The following is a 22,537-nucleotide window of genomic DNA, read 5'->3' on the forward strand; positions in this document are numbered from 1 at the left end:
TGAGGCAGAAATTAAGGTTGCTGCCGTTCATTCTCGTAAGGCGACCTTGGATGATGTATTTATGCAAATAACGGAGAGAGGGGTTCAGTACAATGAAAGAAACGGCATTTTATTGGGCAATAAGTGACGGATGGGCGATGTTTCAACGGAATTGGAAACACATCTTTAGAAATCCAGAATCGATTATTATTAGCATCGCTTTACCTGTCATCCTGATGCTAATGTTTGTTTATGTATTTGGAGGTGCCATTGAAACCAACGCAGCTTATGTCAACTATGTGGTACCAGGGATTATTATTACTTGTCTAGGTTATGGAAGTTCGACTACCGCGATGGGGATTACACAGGATATGACTGGAGGGCTGTTTACTCGCCTTCGCAGCATGCCTGTTCATCCTTCCTCTATGTTGGTTGGGCATGTTGCAGGCAGTCTTGCCAAGAACTTAATTAGCACGGTAATTGTTATAATGGTTGCATTTCTTATCGGTTTTAGGCCAAATGCTGGATTCACAGATTGGCTTGCAGCGTTTGGGCTACTGTTACTATTTATACTATCACTTTGTTGGATTGCTGTTGTATGCGGATTGTTAGCGAATAATATAGAAGTGGCAAGCACATTTACCTTTCTGCCAATGTTTCTACCCTATGTAAGCAGCGCATTTGTACCAACGGATACGATGCCAAAATGGCTCCAGGATTTTTCTGATAGCCAGCCCATGACACCACTGATAGAATCTTTGCGCGGTTTATTGATTGGCACACCGATTGGTAATAACGTTATATTATCTATCATCTGGTTCGGCAGCATGCTCATTTTAGCATTTGTTGCAGCAATCTTGATTTTTAAACAGAAAGGTGTTCATTAGTCCAGTGTCTTTAAGAAGGGACGATTCTTATGATGATGAATGTCCTCATAAGAATCGTCCCTTTGTTCCCCTTAAAGATTTACAATATTTTTATCTACCAAGCTACGTCTGCGATTCAACTCTGTATCCATTGCTGAGCGTTTCTCATCGAGCTTGTAGAATAGCATGGTTATTCCGATTAGAAAGCAGATTGCTAGCGGTACCCAAATGAAGCTTATTTCAATATACGATAATGCCTTTGGCGTTTGAGTAGAGTTCGGAACATAGCCACCCATTTGAAGAAAGACGCCGACAAGGGCACTGCCAAGACCTAAGCTTATTTTGACTGCGAAACCTTGGAAAGCTGCAATCATTCCTGCAATACTCTTGTTGTTTTTATACTCCGAATAATCGATAATATCTGGCTGAATAGCAAAGGTGGTCCCGAAAATACCGTAAATTCCAAGACCGGTAATTGCCAAACCAGTAATCAGTAAGACAGGAGATGTTTTTCCAAAATAGATCATTAGATCTCCAACAATATAAATGAGGACACTTAAAAGCAATACATTCTTTTTTGGTAGTTTTTTTTGAAGCCAAGGTAAAAGAAGCAGCATTGGCAGACCAGAGAGAATCCCGAATAGTCCTACAAATGTGAGCCAATCTGTCCGTCCAAGATTGTAAGTAAAATAATAGATTACCGTTGTATTTCTTATAACAAATAAGGCGAAGTACAGAAAGTTCAAGATAAAAAAGATCATCGCATGACCAGTTAAACCTTTTAAATCGTCTTTAAATGAGGACTTTCCTCGTTCGACAGTAGGGGGGACAACTTCTTTTGTATTCATAAACGTAAAGACAAACACAATTACTGCTGCAACCCCGTAAATAGTCATTGTAATGAGATATCCTTTTTGGGTATCCCCTTTTCCGAAAAAATTAACAAGTGGATTTGTAATGGTCATAACTAAAGCGGTTCCAATTAAGGCGCAAATCATTCTAGTTGAGACTAGCCAGTTTCGTTCATGATTATCCGAAGTTAATCTTGGCACAATGGTGTTTAATGGAATATTTACTACTGTATAGGCAATGTTTAATAAACAATACGTTACGTAAGCCCATACAATTTTTCCTCCCATACTGAAATCAGGGACAATAAACGTCAGAATCGTAAAGACGGCAAAAGGGATAGCTCCAATGATGAAATAAGGTCTTCCTTGTCCCCATCTAGTATTTGTTCTATCTACTAATAATCCCATGCCTGTATCAGCAAATGCATCAATAATCTTTGTTACGAGCATTAAAGTTCCAGCAACCGCTGCGGTAATTCCAAACACATCTGTATAGAAAAACAGTAAATAAGATGCCATTGTACTAAATACAAGATTACATGCGAAGTCCCCAGCTCCGTATCCAATCCTTTTTCTCCATTTTTCCATCCCTATCACCATCCATTTCGTAAAAAAACTCTTACATTGCTGAAATCCTTGTCAACGTTTTCATATCTGTTTTTAAATTCTTATAAATAGATTTATAAACATGATAATATTCATTGTATTTTTGATGATTCTCTGTATTTGGCATAATCTTTTCATCGAGAACCTGCCATTTCTTTACTTCTTCATAAGAGAGAAGGCCAGTTCCAATTCCGGCAAGCATAACATCGCCCATATTGGCTTCTACATCATGAATCGGACAGACAACAGGATAGCCTGTAACATCTGCAAAAATTTGTCGCCACAATTTAGATTTGGTTACACCGCCTGCAAGTAAGATATATTCTCCAAGATATTCACCAGTCGCTTCAATTGCATCACGCAAAGAGAAGGCAACTGCTTCAAGAAAAGCGCGATAGATATGGGCTTTTGTATGTGCCAATGACAGTCCAACCATGGTACCTTTTGCATCCGAATCCCAAATTGGACTTCTTTCGCCCATAAAATAGGGAAGGACAATCAAGCCTTGACTTCCGACTGGTATGTTAGCTGCTTGTTCATTTAATACTTCATAAGCATTCTTTCCGCCAGCCTTTTCGACTTCCAGTTCATATTGACACATTGTTTGACGGAACCATTTCACAATCGCACCAGCAGTATTTCCACCAGCAAAATAATAAGAAAGTCTTTTTGCATCGTATAAATATGGCCAAACAATTAAGTCTTTTCCTTTGATTGGTTTATCAGAAATGAGGGCCGCACACATGGAAGTTCCGATTGCTGCAGCATAAATACCAGATTCCAATACACCGAGTCCAATATTGGCAGCACCACAGTCGATTCCACTCGCAATGACTGGCATTCCTTCTGAAAGTCCTAACTCTGCTGCAGCTTCTTTCGTTAAGCCGCCGACAATATCAGTTGATTCTACAATTTTTTTAGGCATGAGTGATGCGGGAATTCCCATAGCATCCATCATTTCTTTTGACCACGTTCTGTTATTCATATCGAAAATACCACCGATATTTCCTGCAGAAGAATAATCAATAGCAACTTCTCCTGTGAACTTATAAATCACATAATCATTTGGTGGGAGAAATAGCTTTGTTTTTTGCCAGTTCTCTGGTTCATTGTTTTTCATCCAGAGGATTTTTGTGTATCCATAATAAGGATCTGCGCCATTATGGGTAATTTCAAGCAGTTTTTCTTTTCCGATGTGCTCGAGCACCCATTTTGATTCTGCTTCTGCTCTTCGATCCATCCAAATCATACAAGGCCTAACAGGTTCCATGTTTTCATCCAATGGAATTCCTGAACCTCCATACAAGCCACTGATGGCGATGCCGCGGATGTTCTCAAGCGGAATTCCTGCTTTTTGCACCGTATTTTTAATTGATGCTTTTGTTGCTTCCAACCATACATCTGGCCATTGTTCTGCCCATAAAGGCTTTGGGGTTAAGACATCGTATTCCTGTAAATCTTGCGCAATCAAGTTACCATCTGTATCCATTAATATCGTTTTGGTACCTGAAGTTCCGATATCCGTACCGAGTAAGTAATTCATAAATAGTTCCCCCTATAGAAATCTATGAGTCTATTAAATAGCAGTGAAAGCACCATCGATTACAAAGTCAGAGCCTGTTGTAAAGCTGCTAGTGTCCCCAGCTAGATAAACACAAATGGATTGAAGCTCTTCTGGTTTACCCATACGGTTAAGCGGTGCCATTTCATTCCACTGTTTAATTAAAGGTTGTAAGCTTGGAGAGTTTAATGTAAGTTCTGTACCGATATACCCTGGACTAATGCAGTTAACACGTACATTTCTTGATGCCCACTCGACTGCTAGTGATTTTGTTAATTGGATTACGCCTGCCTTAGAAGCATTATAAGAACATTGTGGTTGGGGAACGTTTACAATATGTCCTGACATAGATGCTGTATTGATAATCGAACCGCCACCTTGTTTAAGCATAACTTTACCTGCTGCTTGTGCTGTTAGAAAAACACCTGTTAGATTTATATCAATCACTTTTTTCCATTGATCAAAGGTCATTTCTTCTGCTGGTACATTTAAACAGATTCCGGCATTACAGAAAGCAACATCTAAACGTCCAAAAGCTTCTAATATAGTATCCATCATAGCGTTTACATCTTCTGGGTTTGTTACATCAGCTTTAATTGCAATGGACTTAATCCCATTATTTTCTTCCAATTCTTTTGCTGTTTTTGTTGCTTCTTCTATATCTAAATCAACGATTGCAATATCTGCGCCTGCTTCAGCAAAAGCGGTTGCAACGCTTTTTCCAATTCCTCTAGCTCCGCCAGTTACAAATATTTTCTTACCATCTAATCTCATTTTTTCAATAATACCCATATTTATCATTCCTTTTCGTTAAGTTATTTTGTAAAATAGTTTTATAAAATATATTTACATAATAAAGCGTTTTCTCTAAATAGTCAATAAGAAGAAAATTTAAAAATGTCAAACTATATTTGACAAAGATGGGATAATAATAGGTTTTGTGATATATTAAAGAAAATTTAAGGAAATAGTTTTATAAAACTTTTTTATAAAATGGGGTTTTTTCATGGATAATAACATTACATTTCAAGATATAAAAAAAGGGAATTATTCGTCGATCTATCATCTCCTTTATCAAAATGGAAAGCTATCTAAGCAGGAGATTGCGCATCAGCTGCATTTAAGTTTGCCGACGGTTACACAGAATCTTGTGCGTTTGGAAAAGGAGAAGTTAATTGAGAAGAGTGGGCAGTTTGAATCTTCTGTTGGCAGAAGGGCTACAGCCTATGCGATTTCTCCACGAGCCCATATTAGTATTGGGGTAGAAATTCAGGCGAGTACGGTCCAAATTTTAGCGATTGATTTACTTGGCCAAGCCTTTCAGGAAGAGAAGCTTTCTATGAAATATTCGAATGAAGGAAGTTACTATAAGAAACTGAGCGATGCGATTCAGACGTTTATTGCCTCTCTCGATATTACGGAGGAACAGGTTCTTGGTGTCGGATTCGCTGTTCAGGGACTAACATCCAATGATGGGAAAAAAATTACGTACGGAAAAATCTTAATTTCTACTGGTTTAGATGTAGAAGTATTTTCCCAATACCTTCCGTATCCTTGTTTATTTCTGCATGATGCCAAGTGTGCGGCCACAACGGAATTGTGGGTTAGAAATGATATTGGGGATGCTGTCTACCTATCAATTGGTACACATCTTGGTGGAGCAATCATCATCAATAATCAAATTTATATGGGAAGAGAAGGGCATAGTGGGACGGTCGAGCATATGACGATAAACTCAAAAGGTCCTTTGTGCTACTGTGGAAAGAGAGGATGTATGGAAACATATAGCTCTGTTAATGCTTTGTTAGAAAGTGGAGAAACTTTGGATGGATTTTTCAAAAATGTCCGTTCAGGTGTTGTTTCTTATGTGGAAAGATGGAACACTTTTTTAGACTATTTAGCATTTTCCATGAACAATTTGCATCTTGTCCTTAACAGAGAATTTATTATCGGAGGGCATCTTTCTTCCTACTTAATTGAAGAGGATATTAATATTCTTCATGAAAAGACAAACGAAAAATCTGCCTTTCCAAGCAACGAACGCTTTATTCATATAAGTCGCTCACCTGCAAAAGGCGTTCCAATTGGAGCAGCTATTCCATTTATTCAATCGTTTTTGGATTTGATTTAATTGGAAACAGTCCTCTTGTAATTGCAATTAATAACTTGGCAGACTTGGCACGATTAGCAGTTTATTTTGCTAGTTGTGCTTTTTTTAGTGTGTTTGAAATCTTCTGAAAATCCTTGTGAGTTCCTTCCGTAATCTTCCATTTGTCATCATTCCTTTTTCCTATTTTCGGCTATTATCCCAGAAACTATTAAAATGAATGTGTCGAATATGATAGAATAGTAGTATAGAAAAAGAAAATATTAGGAAGAATGATGTCATTTTGTGTCCTAATATAGCTAATGGGGGGAAAATCATAGAATCTATGAATAAAAAAAGCGGATTTCTTTATTTTTTTGTGGCTATTTTACTAGTTTTGGTATATTCCACAAATGTTACCAATGTAAATGCAGCAGGAAATCCAAGTATAAGCTATGCAACACATGTTCAAAGCTATGGTTGGATGAATAGTGTTTCAAACGGAAAAATATCTGGAACTACTGGTAAGTCGAAACGAGTAGAGGCAGTTAAGATAGCTTTACACAATGCCCCTTATTCAGGTGGCATTACGTATAAAACACACGTCCAAGGCTATGGCTGGATGAATAGCGTTAAAGCTGGAGCGATTAGTGGAACCACCGGTAAGTCGAAACGAGTAGAGGCTATTAAAATTAACTTAACCGGAGACATGGCGAAGCATTATGATGTGTATTATCGAGTGCATTCCCAAAGCTATGGTTGGTTAGGTTGGGCAAAAAATGGTCAATCTGCTGGAACAGAAGGACTTTCTAAACGAGTAGAAGCTATGCAGGTAGTCATAGTGAAAAAAGGACAAGCAGCTCCTGGTTCTACCAATAAGCCATTTGTAGGAAAATTAGCTGTTTCCTATTCCGCTCATGTTCAAAGCTATGGTTGGATGAACAGCGTGAAAAATGGAGCATCAGCTGGAACGACTGGAAAAAGCAAGCGAGTTGAAGGGATAAAAATTGCCCTAAATAATGCTCCTTACTCCGGTGGCATTACGTATAAAACCCATGTCCAAGGTAACGGGTGGATGAATGCTGTTTCAAATGGAGCTATAAGCGGCACGACAGGGAAAAGCAAACGAGTAGAAGCCATTCAAATAAACTTAACAGGAGAAATGGCGAAGCATTATGATGTGTATTATCGAGTGCATTCCCAAAGCTACGGTTGGCTGGATTGGGCGAAAAATGGTCAATCTGCTGGAACAGAAGGACTTTCCAAACGAGTAGAGTCGATTCAAATTAAGCTTGTCGAAAAAGGAAAGAACGCACCTGGATCTACGGCTAAACCATTTGTAACAGATTTATCGGTTGCGTATGCTACTTATTATAGTAATGGCTGGACGAAGACGGTAGAAGATGGAGCAATGTCTGGTGGATCTGGAAAAAGAATTGAAGCACTAAAGGTGGCCTTAAAGAATAAACCATATTCAGGTGGTGTTTCCTATAAGGCTAATGTTCAAGGCTACGGTTGGCTAAATGCTTCGAATGGTGGTGTCAGCGGAAAAGCTGGTGAGGGGAAACGTATTGAAGCGATTCAATTGAGCTTAACAGGAGAAATGGCGAAGCATTACGATATCTATTATCGTGTTTATGCAAATGGCTATGGCTGGCTAGGCTGGGCGAAAAATGGCCAATCTGCTGGAACACAGGGATTAGCGAGACAAGTGGAGGCTGTTAATGTAGTTTTAGTGGAGAAGGGTGAAAAAGCACCTGGTTCTACTTCTAAACCTTTTTTAACAAAACCTTCAGTTGCCTATGCCTCTTATGTTCAGTCGATCGGTTGGACGAAAACCGTAAAGAATGGTGCATTAAGTGGTACACAGGGTCAGTCTAAACGCGTAGAAGCAATTAAAATAAATATTGAAAACTCTCCTTATAGTGGAAAACTTGTTTATGCCTCTAAAATGCAAGGCGGCAATTGGTTAAGCAGTGTAACGAATAAGGAAGTTTCTGGTATAGAAGGTTATACAAAACCATTAGAAGTGGTAAAAATTAATTTATCTGGCGAGATTGCCAATTATTACGATATTTATTATCGCGTTCATGTTCAATCCTATGGCTGGTTAGGCTGGGCAAAGAATGGAATGAAAGCTGGAACAGAAGGTCTGTTTAAGCGAGTAGAAGCGATGGAAGTAAAGCTTGTTGAAAAAGGTAAAGGTGAAGCTGTTAGCGAGAAAAATGCTTACAGAACAAATGTCTATACGACGAAAACCTATTACAATATCTCTTTCAATAAGGCGTTAGCGTTGCAAATGAACACTTCGCCACAGACAGATAAATACAGCGATGCAAAAGCATATGCAAGCAAAGAATATCTTCAAATGATGGATAAAGGAAAGATCACTAAAAATGATGTGAAGCTTAGAACTTCTCCAGAATTAAAAGATGATAAAAAGGATAGCAATGTTGCTGCAAAGGTGAAGTCTGGAACATCCATTCTTGTTTTAGACGACAATGTTGTTGGGGATGAATATTCCGACAGCGACAGATGGTATAAGATCGAATATAAAGAAAAAGAATTATTTGTTCATAGTTCTCTTGTGAAACTTGAGACAAGAGTAGGCAGAGTAAAAGCTACTACACTAAATATTAGATCGAAGGCAAGTACGACAAGTCATGTTTATGGATCTGTGAAAAAAGGAACGTTATTAACTGTTTTAAAAGAAGATGAGAAAAGCAAATGGGTGGAAGTAAGCTATAACGCTTGGCGTAATGCTACTTCTTCAGATGTTAAATACTATCTGAATCCAGCCAACTTCTCTAGTGACACCGTCCAAAGATTCCAATTCTTAGATTTAACAAAATCGAGCGAAGTGCCTGTGAGTATTCTAAACAAATACTTAAAAGGAAAAGGGATTTTAGAAGGGCAAGGACAAGCTTTCGTTGATGCTGGTAAAAAATACGGAATCAATGAAGTCTATTTAATGGCTCATACTTTATTAGAAACCGGCAATGGAAAATCTACCCTTGCAAAAGGGATAGAGTATAAAGGGAAAAAAGTGTATAACATGTATGGTATCGGTGCATATGATTCCTGTCCAGAAGAGTGTGGGGCGGAAGCAGCTTATAAAAAGGGTTGGGACACGCCGTATAAAGCGATATTAGGAGGAGCAGCCTTTATTGAAAATGGCTATATTGGTGGGGAAAATAGTTATAATATTGTCCAAAATACCATTTATAAAATGCGATGGAATCCAGAATTAATGAACAATAAATCATTTGCTGGACATCAATATGCTACAGATATTGGCTGGGCCCATAAACAAGTTAAAGTTATGTCCGAAGTGTATAACTTGCGCCCATATATCCTGCATTTAGAAATTCCAGTATATAAATAAAAGGGAATTTTGATCTGTATTGCAATTTTTTATTGCATTATATGTATGAATAATTTCAATGAGAGGGAGCGGTAAAACCGCCCCTCTTTTCTTATTTCTTAACAAACATCTGTACCCATTCATAACCGCCTTCGTCAAAACCAACGCCGATATGTGTGTACTTGTCATTTAGTATATTTGCGCGGTGACCTTCACTATTCATCCAAGCTTTTACTACTTCCTCAGGTGTACGTTGTCCTTGGGCAATGTTTTCACCAGCGGATTGATAAGTGATTCCGAAGTCTCTCATCATGTCGAATGGAGATCCATAGGTTGGACTTGTATGAGAGAAATATCCTTTATCATTCATATCCTTTGCTTTTACATCAGCAACATTGTTTAATTCAGGATAAGCTTGTAATGCTGGAAGACCTTGTTTTTTTCTTTCTGCATTTGTTAAGTCAATGACAGATGCTACAAATTTACTTGGCTCTTTCTCCGTCTTAGCATTATTAGCATTCGTAGAAGGGGTAGTCTGCGGTGTCGGCTGAGCCCCTTGATTTACTTGTTGTTTCTGTGTAGCTTGGTTCGGTGTAGCTTTGTTTGGTGAAGCCTTTTGGATTTGTCGATTTGCTGCATTTGGCTCGTATGTTCCTACAATCGTACGGAATTCATATTTTGCATCTTGAATCTTTATCGGCTGTGTATGCGGATATTTTTTACTGTTTACATTGGTTGTTAAGCTAGAAATTGTATCTTCATTATAACGATGGTTGGAATCCCAATCCATCGCTTCTCGATCATTATCAGCACATCCAGCTAGCATTAGAAAAGGCACACAAGCAAGAATAGAAAATATATTTTTAAGCTTCATCATCTTTTGCTCCTTTTTATTATTAAGTTTTTACCCTGTTATTTTTACTCCTTTTAAAGAAAATACATATGGGAATTAAAAGCAAATATGGAGGTGATGGTCTACTGCTCGCGTTACCATGAATTGGCATTGTAATGTCGGCACTAGAACCATCTGTCTGAATCCATACTAATTGCAGGGGGTGAAAAAATGGACTTAAGTAACTTTGATCAAGTGGAGATAAAAGAAGTGAATGGCGAGTATACGCTTATACTGCGAATGAAGGGGGAACAGCCATCATTTGACACGGAATTCGGGAGTGAATTTTTTCACTCGACGAAAGAGAATGGGAAAACTTTAATTATTTCAGCCCAAAAATTTATCAAAAAGGAATTTCCCAAGATAAAAAAAGCAACGATTGTTTTGGCAGTTGGTACTGTAATTTTGGCGAGCTTCCCTTTTCAAAAGGCGGAAGCGCATGAAGTAACCTTTAATATGTCCTATCTTTACTTTGGCAACACCAAATCTTATATTTCGCAAATTGATAAAACGCAAGGGAATTTAAGCTTAGTTTCTCCCAGCTATTTTGATATAAACGCCGATGGATCCTTGAAAATTACAACACAATTTGATTCTACCTTTGTAAAGGAAATGCATAATCGGGGGATAAAAGTAGTTCCTTTTTTAAGTAATCATTGGGACCGAAATGTAGGTCGAGCAGCATTAAATAATCGAGAGAAATTAACCACGCAAATAGCAGATTTTATTATTAAAAACAATTTAGACGGAATACAAGTAGATATCGAAAATACGACAGAAATTGATCGCGATGCATACACAGATCTAGTAAAGCTTCTTAGAGAAAAATTACCTTCCGATAAAGAGGTATCGGTTGCAGTAGCTGCGAATCCGAATGGATGGACGAAGGGATGGCATGGCACCTACGATTACAAGGAATTAGCAAAGTATTCAAGTTATTTAATGGTAATGGCATATGATGAAAGCTATGAAGGAAGCCCTGAAGGTCCCGTTGCAAGCTATGGTTGGGTAGAAAAGTCGATTCAATACGCCTTAAAACAAGGCATTTCTCCAGATAAAATAGTATTGGGTATACCTTTTTACGGCCGCTATTGGAAAGAAGGAGAAGCGACTGGAGGAACAGGCATATCCAATGTCCGTGTCGATGAGCTGTTATCTAAATACGGGGGAACAGTAGTATTTGATGAAGCAACAAAGTCTCCGAAAGCGACGATTACGATTAAACAGGGGGATCCAGTTACAACGATAGCGGGAAAAACATTAACACCAGGTACCTATAAAATTTGGTATGAAAATAGCGATTCGATTGCAGCAAAATTTGAGCTGATTCATAAATACAATTTAAAAGGATCTGGTAGCTGGAGTTTAGGACAGGAGAGCACATCTATCTGGCAAAATTTTCGCACTTGGATGTCTGATAATGGTCAGGCAGTTGAACCGCAACAACAATTGCCAACTACTCAGGCAACCTCCACATACACGGTTCAGTCTGGAGACTCTTTATGGAAGATCGCAACATCTAATAACTTGACTGTCGATCAGTTAAAACAATTAAATAATTTAACAAGTGATAATATTCTTGTTGGACAAGTGTTAAAGGTTTCTACTACAACCGAAAATACGCAAAGTCCAACTGCAGACTTAGCAGCTACTACAAATGAAGGAAGTAAATCAGAAACAGAAACGGTCACGAAACCAGCAGAAACGACTGTAGTTGTTCCGCCAGCTAAGCTAACGACATCAACAACTGCTACGAAAAGTACTACCACTGCAAAAGTCGCTGCGCCAGCCAAACAAACGAAATATCCAACATTAAAATCCGGTTCAAAAGGGACAGCCGTTACAGATATGCAAAATAAGCTGAAGAAAACTAAGCTTTATACGGGAAAAGTTAATGGCGTTTACGATACGGCTACGAAGAAAGCTGTCATTGCTTTTCAACAAAAATATAAGCTTAAAACGGATGGGATTGCAGGTCCTGCCACTTTATCGAAATTAGATAGTGTCGCAGCCGCTACTAAGACTACGTCATCCGCAGTAAAATATCCTACCCTAAAACAGGGTTCAAAAGGAACAGCTGTTAAGGATATGCAAAATAAACTAATTAAAACCAAAACCTATAAAGGGAAGGCACTTGGTAAATATGATACTGCTACAAAGAACGCAGTTATAGCTTTTCAAAAAAAATATAAATTGAAGGCAGATGGAATCGCTGGTCCCGTTACGCTTGCTAAGCTGGATAGTGTAACTAAATCTAAATAGGAGTGTTGTACATGAAAAAACAATTAATTTTTATGACTTTCTTTCTATTTCTCTTTTCCTTTCCTACTCAGTTCATGGCTAGAGAAGAAGCGGCAAAATACTTTGGGGTGAATGCTACCGTAGAGAAGGTTGATCAAGAGGAATACGTAGTGAAGACTATGGGTGAGAAAAAAGAAGAAGGGTTTGTTTATACCTTACGAGGAGAATTTTCCTCTCTCCAAATACAACCTAGCATAAATTTAAAGGGAAATGGAAAGTATCTAATAGTAATACAAGAAACTGATGCAAGAGGAATCTTTATTAATGAGAAAAAAATGCCAATAGAGCTGACTGATAGCTGGCAAACATTTTCGGTTCCATACAAAATGAAAAGCACCACTTCTCAAATAGATGTAATGGTACTTACAACTACAAAAACAAAGACAGAACTCTTTGTAAAGTAAGAGGATGTGTATACAGAGGGACGGGTTCTTGTGATTCCATTATTTAATGTTAATTGAAAGGGAAGCAAATAGAACCGTTCCTTGTAGTCCTTATAATACAAAAGGAGTGAAATCATATGGAAACGTTTCAAAGGTATGCACTGAAGAAGGATGCACAAAGTGATGAATATACATTAATTATTTATGCGGACGAGTATTTATCAGAATTTGGTGAAGAACTGGGAACAATTAATAAAGAAAAGACATCTATTTTAACGGCAGCAAAACAAATGTTGCAAGATCACTACCCGAATCTTAAAGTAAAGATGATCAAAGTAGTAGTGGGGGGGATTGCTGTAACTGCACTTCCCTTCATGATGGATCCACCAACCTCTGCACAAGCAGCAGGATTAAGCCCCTCAACGGTTCAGTCACAAACTTCAACTTCCGTTTATTATGTAGTTAAATCAGGAGATACACTTTGGAATATCTCTCAAAAGTACAGTTCCTCTGTTGATCAAATAAAGCAAGCAAATAAATTATCATCCGATACCCTAAAAATTAATCAAAAGCTTATTATTCCACAAGCTTTTCATAAAGTTGGAACAGGAGATTATTTAACCGTTTTAGCCAAAAAATACAATGTAAGTGTTGACGCAATAAAGGAAGCAAACAACTTATCAAGTGATGGAACAACACTTGGGCAAATCCTAATTATTCCTAAACTAATTACAGACAGTACTACTAGTACACCTTCTACTAATCAAACAGGTAAATACACTGTTGTCTCAGGAGATACACTATCTGCCATTGCAAAAAGATATGGAACAACGGTAGATAATCTTATAAGTATAAATGGCTTGTCGTCAACTACCATTTATGTGGGACAGGTTTTAACCATTCCAAATGGGCAAGGGGACACAACTACTACAACAAGTACAATTTCATCAACGGTACAGAAAAATTTACAAACCCTTGGTTACTATGCAGTACCAGCCGCAACAGGTAATACAAGTGTGTCTGCAAAAGAGGCAATTCAAAATTTTCAAAGGGATTATCTATTACCTGTAACAGGTAATGCAGATGAAGCAACAACAACGGCTATCAGCCATGCCGTTGTAAAAAAAGCTCTAATAAGTGATACAAATAATTATCTTGGAGTCCCTTATCTATGGGGCGGTACAACTCCGAAGGGCTTTGATTGTTCAGGTTTTGTTTCTTATATGTTTAATCAGCATGGTGTCTCGATGGCTCGCAATACATCTGCTGGTTTATATAATACTGGAGAAGTCATTCAAAGAGCTAACTTACAGCCAGGAGACTTAGTTTTCTTTGCCGTCAATACTACAGGTACCATTTCCCATGTTGGATTTTATATGGGAGATAACCAATTCATTTCAGCCACAAGTTCAAAGGGAATTGCTGCGTATTCTATGGATAACTCCTATTGGTCACAGTATTATGTAGGAGCAAAGCGAGTATTTTAGGGGGGAATGAGGGGAAAGTTCAGGGAACGGTTCTACTGTTTCTAATAAGTAGAGCCGTCTTTCTGTCTTCTCCTATATTTTCATCATTTTCTCATTTTTGTGTTGTAAGCTACATGCTGTAAATACATAAACGAAAGTGAGAGCTGGAATGAGAACAAGGAAAAAAAGAAAGAAAAAGTTTGGGCTTGTCTTAATTTCGATCATAGGGATATTAATCATCGGTTTAGGATCTTATATTTTTTATCTTTATCATAGTATAGAAAAAACAGCCGATACGATGTATATCCCGCTTAAAGAAGATTCTAAATCAGAAAAGAAAGCAAGAGAAGAAAAGCTTAATAAAAAGCAACCTATCTCCATTTTGCTCATGGGAGTGGATGAAAGAGAAGGGGATGTAGGTAGATCGGATACACTTATTGTCATGACTTTGAATCCCCAAAAAGAAAAAATGCAAATGGTAAGTATTCCTCGTGATACTAAAACGGAAATTATCGGAGATGGACGAGTAACAAAAATAAACGCTTCCTATGCTTATGGTGGAGTCAAAATGACAAAGGATACAGTAGAAGATTTCACCGATGTTAAGATGGATTATTATATTCAAGTAAATATGGAAGCACTAAGCGACTTAGTTGATGCCATTGGAGGAATTACCGTTCAAAACGATTTGGATTGGATTGATGAAGGGTATTATAAAAAAGGCTACCATTATAATAAAGGTATATTAACATTAGATGGGCCGAAAACACTTGGATATGTAAGGATGCGTCACTTGGATCCTCAAGGCGACTTTGGTAGGAATGAAAGACAGCGTAAAGTCATTAGCGCAATAATCGATAAAGCCACTGGCCTATCTACAGTTACGCATTTTGATGAAATTCTCGATGCGCTTGGTGATAACGTAAAAACCAATATTACCTTTGAGCAAATGATGGATATACAGAAGAATTATCGAGGTGTGCGTAAATCTATTGAGCAGTATGAAGTTAGCGGCCAAGGCACTCCGCCTGGACAAACATACTATTTGAACGTTTCAGATGAAGAGAAAGCGAAAGTACATGATATGTTGAGTGGGAATATGGAATAACATGTGAAACGAATTAAAAAGAATAAGTGAAGGACACTAACTCTCCCAGTTCAGTGTTCTTTTTTCGTCTTCATAGGAACAGTTTCGTTGCTTTCCTTTTGTAATTAGGAGAAATGTCCCTCTTATTCCTTTCTATTTAGAAAAAACTTCTATTGGAATTATTAGGATTTTACTATATTCTTAGTATATACAAGTGAAAGTAATTGGAATTCAGACTTTATTCCTAAGGGGTGAAGAAAATTGATAAGTAATGACAGGAAGATAAATATATTATTAGTAGATGATCGACCGGAAAATTTACTTGCTTTAGAGGCGATTATTGAACAAAAAGATTACAATCTGATAAAGGCTTTTTCAGGTGAAGAAGCGTTGAAATATTTATTAAAGTATGACTTTGCAGCGATTTTATTAGATGTTCAGATGCCAGGAATGGATGGTTTTGGAACGGCGAAAATCATTAAAGCCCGCGAGAAAACAAAAAATATTCCCATTCTTTTTATTACAGCAAATAATATGGATTCTGAGCATATTTTTACAGGCTACTCATTGGGAGCAATTGATTATATTTTAAAACCCTTTGATCCTATCATTCTAAAAGCTAAAGTTGAAGGTCTAGTAGAAATTTATAAAATGAATCAAATGCTGAAACAACAAGCAGAACGTTTAGAAGAAAAGAAAATAGAATTAGAGAATGCGAATAAAGAGCTAACCAGAATTTCTTCTGATTTATTAGTATCTGAAGCTTTGGCTAATGTAATAAGTGAAACATCTATTGATTCTATGCTAGTTTTGGATAAAGATGGCTTTATTTTGAAAGTAAATCCTACTGTAGAAAGAATGTTTTTTTATCAAGATCAAGAATTGCTCCATCAGAATATCACGAAATTATTTTCTTGTAAAAAAACGCAAAAATATATATATACGATTCTATCGGCTATCCATAATCTAGAGGGGATTAATGGCGATGAAAATAGCAAAGAAGTGAAGGTTACGAGAAAAGACGGAACGACTTTCCCAGCTGAAATTCAATTTGGGAAAAGATATGTGCAAGAGAAATGTATTGTTGCATGCACCATCCGTGATATCACGAAGAAAAAGGAAGATGAGCGACGGATTACGCATATGGCCTACCATGATGGGTTAACAGATTTACCGAACAGAAGATTGTTTAATGATCAATTAATGCGATTATTAAACAAAGCGAAAGATAGATTTGAACCGTTGGCCTTACTATATCTTGATATGGATCGCTTTAAATATATAAATGACTCCCTTGGGCATTTTATTGGCGATAGAGTGTTATGCGAAATTTCCAAATCACTAAAAGAATGTATGCGCAATCATGATTTTGTTGCACGAGTTGGCGGGGATGAATTTAACATCATTCTGCCAAATACAAATAGAGAAATGGCGTTAGAAAGAGCGGAATCTATTTTAAAAGAATTTAAGAAGCCTATATATATTGATAATTATGAATTATTTATTACTACTAGTATTGGTATTAGCATCTTCCCTTATGATGGCGAGGAAGCTTCTATATTAACCAAAAATGCTGATGCGGCTTTGTATCGAGCGAAGGAAGCAGGAAAAAATCAGTATAATGTCTTTCATTCTGGAATGAATCTACAATCTTATCGAAAATTCATCATGCAAAATGATTTGCGAAAGGCTGTGGAAAGAAACGAGTTAAAACTAGTTTATCAGCCAAAGCTAAATTTAGAAACAAACCAAATTAATGGTGCAGAAGCATTGATTCGCTGGGAACATTCAAATTGGGGAACGATTATGCCAAGCGAATTTATCCCATTAGCGGAGGAAACAGGAGCTATCATTGAAATTGGAGAATGGGTATTTCGGACAGCATGTGAACAAATAAAATTATGGGAAGAACAAGGGATTTCCCCGATACGTATCGCAGTTAATTTTTCAGCTCGGCAGTTTCTGCAAAAGGATTTATTAGCAAAAATGGAAGAGATTCTAGTGAAAACGGAAATAAATCCCAAGCTTATCGAGATAGAGATTACAGAGTCTGTCCTATTAGGAAACGAAACCAATATCGGCAAGCTATTCCATCATTTTAAAAAACTGGGGATGCATGTAACGATTGATGATTTTGGTACAGGATATTCTTCCCTAAATTATTTAAGACGATTCCCATTTGAAACATTGAAAATAGATAAATCATTTATTCAAGATTTATCTAATAAACAGGTAGAAAGCATTGCACTAATTCAGTCTATTATTTCTTTAGCAAAAGCTTTGCAAATGTCTGTAATTGCAGAAGGGGTGGAAACGAAGGAACAATTAAATCTATTAAAGGAACTTCATTGCCAAGAAATACAGGGATACCTATTTAGCCCGCCCGTTTCTTCAGAGAAGCTCAAATATTTATTAAATGAAAATCTAGAAAATGCAATGCAACAAAATAATCCTTTATTAGAAAGTGAGCTTACATTAGTACAAAATAATGTATCCTTTACAGACGCTCCGCTTATAAATGGAAGCTTTGTTACGAATCAAGAAATTTTAACTACTGCCTTAAACAAGACAAAAAAGATCTATTCCATCTCCAAAAGAGAAATGGATGTGTTTGAATTGATCGTACAAGGCTTAAGCAATAAAGAGATTTCAGACAAATTATTTATTAGTGAGCATACAGTTAAAAATCATATTACGAGGATTTTTCAAAAGCTTATGGTGAATGACCGTTTACAAGCAATGGCAAAGATATACAATGCCTGTATGGAAGAAGGAAAAATTCGACAAGCTTAAACCTTGATTATTAACTAGAAATATAGACTTATAGGAGCCTCTTTTATGAAAATAAAATCAAAATTAATTTTGCTGCTTAGCGTATTGCCTATTTTATTTTTTCTATTGATTGCCATTGCATGGTTTCAGCTTTTTTCTATCAATAAAATGAAAGTGTCATCGCAATCGAATTACGAGTTATCATTTTTAGCAGAACATATTCACAGAGAGGTGAAAAATGAGGCTATTAGTATAAGGAATTTACTTATTTTAAGGGATGAAGCTTCTATCCAGAAGGAATTATTGAAATTGGAAACAGAAAGTAATTCGATTTCACAGGATATAGCTACATTGGATGCAAAAGTGACTACAGCAGAACAACAAAAACGGATGGAAGAATTAAAAACGATAAATCAAGAGTTTAATATCTATAAAGATCAATTAGTACAAATGATAAAGGAGGGAAACACAGAGGGTGCTAGTGCATTAATGAACAGCAAATCGAACTCGATACATGAAGATTTTTTTCAAGTGATTTCAACGATAACCGATCATTTTGAAACGAATTTACTTACTTCTTTTGAAGAGGTTTCAAGCAATACTTTCAAGCAGATTTTAATTGGTAGTATTCTAGTTTTGGTCTTGCTTATCATCCTTATCGCCTTTATTTTTAAAAATGTCTGGTCAATTTCTCTGCGCTTAAATAAAGTCTCCAATGTTATGACAAACGTGGCCAATGGTAAGGAAGATTTGTCTACAAAGGTTGAAGATGCTTCAAAAGATGAAATTGGCGATGTTGCAAAATCTTTTAATCAGATGACTAAGTCTCTAGAAGAACAAATACAGAGGGAACAGGAATTATTATGGAATAAAACAAATATCGCTGACATAACGACAAGTTTAAGTGGGAATCATGATTTAGAATCATTGTCACGGACATTGCTTTCTAAAATAGTGCCCTTATTGGATGCGTGCCATGCCGTATTTTACGTAAAGGCAAATAATAAACAGGATACGAAACCGAAGTATAAGCTTCTTGCTTCTTATGCCTATAAAGAAAGAAAGCATATGACGACTGAATTTGAAGGTGGAGAAGGACTGATTGGACAAGTGGTTCTCGAAAAAACACCTATTTTGCTTACTCATGTTCCTGCTGATTATGTAAGTGTAAAGTCAGGTCTTGGAGAAGCAGCTCCACTGAATTTATATGTCATTCCTATTCTTTTTGAAGGGGATGTAAAAGCTGTTTTGGAAATGGCATCTTTTCAACCATTTAACTCACAGCAACAGGGCTTTGTAGAAGAAGTGGTTAAAGGATTAGGAATTATCATTGATAGTGTGATGGGAAGAATTCAATTGGCGAGGTTACTAGAAGAATCTCAAACGTTAACCGAAGAGGTTCAAGCTCAATCGGAAGAATTGCAATCCCAACAGGAGGAACTAAGAGCTTCGAATGAAGAGCTGGAAGAACAAACACAAGCACTAAGACAATCAGAGGAAAAACTGCAAGCACAACAAGAAGAGCTCGAACAAACAAATGCGGAATTAAAAGAAAAAGCCATTATTCTGGAAGATCAGAATAGGCAATTTGAAAAAACAAACCGAGAAGTGGAACAAGCCCGTGCGGAGTTAGAAATCAAAGCCAGAGAGCTGGCCGTAAGTTCAAAGTATAAATCTGAGTTTCTAGCGAATATGTCTCACGAACTTCGTACACCGTTAAATAGTTTATTGATATTATCACAGCTTCTATCCGATAATCATGGTGGGAATTTATCCGATAAACAAATAGAATATGCGAAAACTATCTATTCCTCAGGAAATGATTTGCTAATTCTGATTAATGATATTTTAGACTTAGCAAAAATTGAATCAGGAAAAATGGATGTAAATCCAAGTAATATACATATGGATGAATTAGTAGATTTCCTTGAAAGTAATTTTAGACCTATAGCTAATAAAAAGAATTTGCGTTTTGACATTTTGTTGAAGGAGCATGTAGCTCCCTTTTTATATAATGATGAGCAAAGATTAAAGCAATTATTAAAGAATTTATTATCCAATTCCTTTAAATTTACGCAACAAGGTGGAGTCGTACTTGAAATTGATTCTGTGCTGAACGGTGAATTTAGATTTTCCATTAGAGATACGGGAATTGGAATTCCAATAGAAAAACAAGAATTAATCTTCCAAGCATTTCAGCAGGCAGATGGCACAACTAGCAGAAAATTTGGTGGAACTGGATTAGGTTTATCCATTTGTAGAGAGCTTTCGGAACTTTTAGGTGGTCGAATTGAGGTGGAAAGTGAAGAAGGGAAAGGAAGTACATTTACCTTTATTGTCGGCAATTTTCAGGAGGAGATAAAGGATATTTCCGCGTTTATTATGGAGAAGGAAGTTGCTGCTTCTAGTGAGCAATCTTATAGTATAGAAGTTCCTAATGTGCCTCAAACTATTATTCCAGATATTAATATGGATATTAAAAGATTATTAATTGTGGACGATGATAGGATTCAAAGAAATTACTTGATGGAACATATAGGGGATAAGAATGTTATTATCAAAGCAGTATCTACTGGTTTTGAAGCGATAGAAGAGCTAAAAGTAAATCAGTTCGACTGTATCATCCTTGATTTAGGCTTAACAGATACAAGTGGATTTGCCCTATTAGAACAAATTAAAGCAGACAAAGCTAATAAAGATTTAAAGGTATTTATCTATACTGCTCGTTCTCTTACGTCTAAAGAGGAATTATTTTTAAATAAATATGCTCATACGATCATTATTAAAGATTCACATGCACCACAACGCTTAAAAGAGGAATTGGATTTATATTTAAGTGACCATCAAGAAAGCGATGATAAAGAAAATAAGACTTTAAATAAAATCCAGAAAACAAAAGCGTTGGAAGGTAAGCAAATTCTCCTGGTTGATGATGATGTTCGAAATGTATATGCATTATCGAGTGTATTAGAATTACATGGGATGAAAATACTATTTGCAGAGAATGGTAGAGAAGCACTTGAAATACTACATAAAAAGGAAGAGATTGATTTAGTATTAATGGATATTATGATGCCTGAAATGGATGGATATGAAGCAATCAGACAAATACGAATGGATGATCAGTTAAAGGACTTACCAGTGATTGCGTTAACAGCTAAGGCAATGAAAGAGGACCGCGCAAAATGTTTAGAAGCAGGCGCATCCGATTATATTATGAAACCAATCCATTCTGATCAACTTATTTCTTTAATCAGTGTGTGGCTATATCCAATAGAGGGAAGAGAATAAGGATAATGGATAAAATGGACGGGGCGTGGCATGAAAGAATATCAACAAACAAATGGAAAAAATAAGGAAAGAATTGAGATTGAATTATTATTACAAGGCTTATACGCTTGGTGTGGATATGACTATCGGAATTACGCCTATAACTCGATACGAAGGAGAATTTGGCATCGAGTCCATGCAGAAAAACTGGCGAGTATCACTGGTTTATTAGAAAAAGTTTTACATGATCCTGAATGCCTAAAGCGATTAATTCAAGATTTCTCCATCCATGTTACGGAGATGTTTCGTGATCCAGCTTTTTTCTTAGCGTTTCGAGAAAAAATTGTGCCTGTTTTACGTACCTATCCCTCGATCCGAATTTGGCATGCTGGTTGTTCAACTGGAGAAGAAGTATATTCCATGGCAATGCTTCTCCAAGAAGAAGGGATTTACGAAAAAACAAAAATATATGCGACGGATATTAGTACAGATGCATTAACAATTGCAAAAACTGGCGTATTTCCAATGGAAAATATGAGAAAGTTTACGACCAATTATTTAAAAGCAGGAGGAAAAAAAGCATTCTCTGATTATTACGATGTAAAAGGCGATACAGCAAAATTTGATTCAAGCTTAACGAAAAATATTGTATTCGCTCAACATAATTTAGTGACGGATCGGTCTTTTAATGAGTTTCATGTTATTTTTTGCAGAAATGTATTAATCTACTTTGATAAAGCCCTTCAAAATAAGGTACATCAGCTTTTTTACGATAGTTTAGGAATGTTTGGTTTCTTAGGACTTGGTGATCGAGAATCCATCTTATTTACAGATACAGCAGATTATTATGAAGAAATAAGCAGGCATCAAAAGCTTTATAAGAAAATCAAATAGTTCCATTATATTCTCCTAGGAATTTATAGGAGCAAATAGGAAAAAACGAAAGAAATTAGGAATCTCTTCCTAATTTCTTTTTTTTTGAAAAATAGGAAAACCTGCTAATACACCCCCTTTATTATATCTAGTAACATGGATGTAAGAATAGGAAAAAAG

The 22,537-nt window shown here is 36.6% G+C and carries 14 protein-coding genes; 10 read left to right on the forward strand and 4 right to left on the reverse strand.

All coding sequences use genetic code 11. The features are described from left to right. The first annotated feature begins 92 nt into the window (after nt 1-92). A complete protein-coding gene (locus RTL21_RS14230) occupies nt 93-866 on the forward strand; it encodes an ABC transporter permease (protein ID WP_312096578.1) in 774 nt (257 codons plus the stop codon). A gap of 71 nt (nt 867-937) precedes the next feature. Here RTL21_RS14230 and RTL21_RS14235 read toward each other — a convergent pair whose 3' ends face one another. From RTL21_RS14235 to RTL21_RS14245, 3 genes are read right to left on the reverse strand one after another with little or no spacing between them, the layout of a single operon-like run. Further along, entirely contained in the window at nt 938-2,284 is a 1,347-nt protein-coding gene (locus RTL21_RS14235; protein ID WP_312096580.1) for an MFS transporter, read from the reverse strand. A 31-nt stretch (nt 2,285-2,315) separates the two neighbouring features. After that, on the reverse strand, nt 2,316-3,845 hold the full coding sequence (locus RTL21_RS14240; RefSeq protein ID WP_312096582.1) for an FGGY-family carbohydrate kinase: 1,530 nt from the start codon (nt 3,843-3,845) through the stop codon (nt 2,316-2,318). Nucleotides 3,846-3,878: 33 nt separating this feature from the next. Next, the gene (locus RTL21_RS14245; protein ID WP_312096585.1) at nt 3,879-4,655 is read right to left on the reverse strand and encodes an SDR family oxidoreductase; all 777 of its coding nucleotides are present in this window, start codon (nt 4,653-4,655) and stop codon (nt 3,879-3,881) included. A 214-nt stretch (nt 4,656-4,869) separates the two neighbouring features. On the opposite strand from RTL21_RS14245, the gene RTL21_RS14250 reads away from it, so the two are divergent. Then, nucleotides 4,870-5,994, forward strand: coding sequence for an ROK family transcriptional regulator (locus tag RTL21_RS14250; RefSeq protein WP_312096587.1), 1,125 nt, complete (start codon nt 4,870-4,872; stop codon nt 5,992-5,994). Between the two features lie 301 nt (nt 5,995-6,295). Further along, nucleotides 6,296-9,334: a glucosaminidase domain-containing protein gene (locus RTL21_RS14255; protein ID WP_312096589.1), complete on the forward strand. Its 3,039-nt coding sequence runs from the start codon at nt 6,296-6,298 to the stop codon at nt 9,332-9,334. A gap of 91 nt (nt 9,335-9,425) precedes the next feature. Here RTL21_RS14255 and RTL21_RS14260 read toward each other — a convergent pair whose 3' ends face one another. Continuing rightward, on the reverse strand, nt 9,426-10,187 hold the full coding sequence (locus RTL21_RS14260) for a CAP domain-containing protein (RefSeq protein ID WP_312096591.1): 762 nt from the start codon (nt 10,185-10,187) through the stop codon (nt 9,426-9,428). A gap of 189 nt (nt 10,188-10,376) precedes the next feature. Between RTL21_RS14260 and RTL21_RS14265 the strand changes: the two genes are divergently transcribed. The 7 genes from RTL21_RS14265 (at nt 10,377) to RTL21_RS14295 (ending at nt 22,378) form a co-directional block, all read left to right on the forward strand. After that, a complete protein-coding gene (locus tag RTL21_RS14265) occupies nt 10,377-12,467 on the forward strand; it encodes a glycosyl hydrolase family 18 protein (RefSeq protein WP_312096593.1) in 2,091 nt (696 codons plus the stop codon). Between the two features lie 11 nt (nt 12,468-12,478). Further along, the gene (locus RTL21_RS14270) at nt 12,479-12,910 is read left to right on the forward strand and encodes a hypothetical protein (protein ID WP_312096595.1); all 432 of its coding nucleotides are present in this window, start codon (nt 12,479-12,481) and stop codon (nt 12,908-12,910) included. 116 nt (nt 12,911-13,026) lie between these two features. Further along, the gene (locus tag RTL21_RS14275) at nt 13,027-14,376 is read left to right on the forward strand and encodes a C40 family peptidase (RefSeq protein ID WP_312096597.1); all 1,350 of its coding nucleotides are present in this window, start codon (nt 13,027-13,029) and stop codon (nt 14,374-14,376) included. Nucleotides 14,377-14,524: 148 nt separating this feature from the next. Next, a complete protein-coding gene (locus tag RTL21_RS14280) occupies nt 14,525-15,463 on the forward strand; it encodes an LCP family glycopolymer transferase (RefSeq protein ID WP_312096599.1) in 939 nt (312 codons plus the stop codon). Nucleotides 15,464-15,703: 240 nt separating this feature from the next. Beyond that, entirely contained in the window at nt 15,704-18,235 is a 2,532-nt protein-coding gene (locus RTL21_RS14285; protein WP_312096601.1) for an EAL domain-containing protein, read from the forward strand. Nucleotides 18,236-18,280: 45 nt separating this feature from the next. Beyond that, on the forward strand, nt 18,281-21,505 hold the full coding sequence (locus RTL21_RS14290) for a response regulator (protein WP_312096602.1): 3,225 nt from the start codon (nt 18,281-18,283) through the stop codon (nt 21,503-21,505). 30 nt (nt 21,506-21,535) lie between these two features. Next, entirely contained in the window at nt 21,536-22,378 is an 843-nt protein-coding gene (locus RTL21_RS14295) for a CheR family methyltransferase (RefSeq protein ID WP_312096603.1), read from the forward strand. The last annotated feature ends 159 nt before the right edge of the window (nt 22,379-22,537 follow it).

The organism is Niallia sp., from assembly GCF_031978665.1.
In the GTDB taxonomy this organism is placed as follows: Bacteria; Bacillota; Bacilli; order Bacillales; family Cytobacillaceae; genus Niallia.

What these genes read in the sequence shown, in the direction of transcription:
- RTL21_RS14230 (WP_312096578.1), top strand. Translation starts at nt 93, where the DNA reads ATGAAAGAAACGGCATTTTATTGGGCAATAAGTGACGGATGGGCGATG.
- RTL21_RS14235 (WP_312096580.1), bottom strand. Translation starts at nt 2,284, where the DNA reads ATGGAAAAATGGAGAAAAAGGATTGGATACGGAGCTGGGGACTTCGCA.
- RTL21_RS14240 (WP_312096582.1), bottom strand. Translation starts at nt 3,845, where the DNA reads ATGAATTACTTACTCGGTACGGATATCGGAACTTCAGGTACCAAAACG.
- RTL21_RS14245 (WP_312096585.1), bottom strand. Translation starts at nt 4,655, where the DNA reads ATGGGTATTATTGAAAAAATGAGATTAGATGGTAAGAAAATATTTGTA.
- RTL21_RS14250 (WP_312096587.1), top strand. Translation starts at nt 4,870, where the DNA reads ATGGATAATAACATTACATTTCAAGATATAAAAAAAGGGAATTATTCG.
- RTL21_RS14255 (WP_312096589.1), top strand. Translation starts at nt 6,296, where the DNA reads ATGAATAAAAAAAGCGGATTTCTTTATTTTTTTGTGGCTATTTTACTA.
- RTL21_RS14260 (WP_312096591.1), bottom strand. Translation starts at nt 10,187, where the DNA reads ATGAAGCTTAAAAATATATTTTCTATTCTTGCTTGTGTGCCTTTTCTA.
- RTL21_RS14265 (WP_312096593.1), top strand. Translation starts at nt 10,377, where the DNA reads ATGGACTTAAGTAACTTTGATCAAGTGGAGATAAAAGAAGTGAATGGC.
- RTL21_RS14270 (WP_312096595.1), top strand. Translation starts at nt 12,479, where the DNA reads ATGAAAAAACAATTAATTTTTATGACTTTCTTTCTATTTCTCTTTTCC.
- RTL21_RS14275 (WP_312096597.1), top strand. Translation starts at nt 13,027, where the DNA reads ATGGAAACGTTTCAAAGGTATGCACTGAAGAAGGATGCACAAAGTGAT.
- RTL21_RS14280 (WP_312096599.1), top strand. Translation starts at nt 14,525, where the DNA reads ATGAGAACAAGGAAAAAAAGAAAGAAAAAGTTTGGGCTTGTCTTAATT.
- RTL21_RS14290 (WP_312096602.1), top strand. Translation starts at nt 18,281, where the DNA reads ATGAAAATAAAATCAAAATTAATTTTGCTGCTTAGCGTATTGCCTATT.
- RTL21_RS14295 (WP_312096603.1), top strand. Translation starts at nt 21,536, where the DNA reads ATGAAAGAATATCAACAAACAAATGGAAAAAATAAGGAAAGAATTGAG.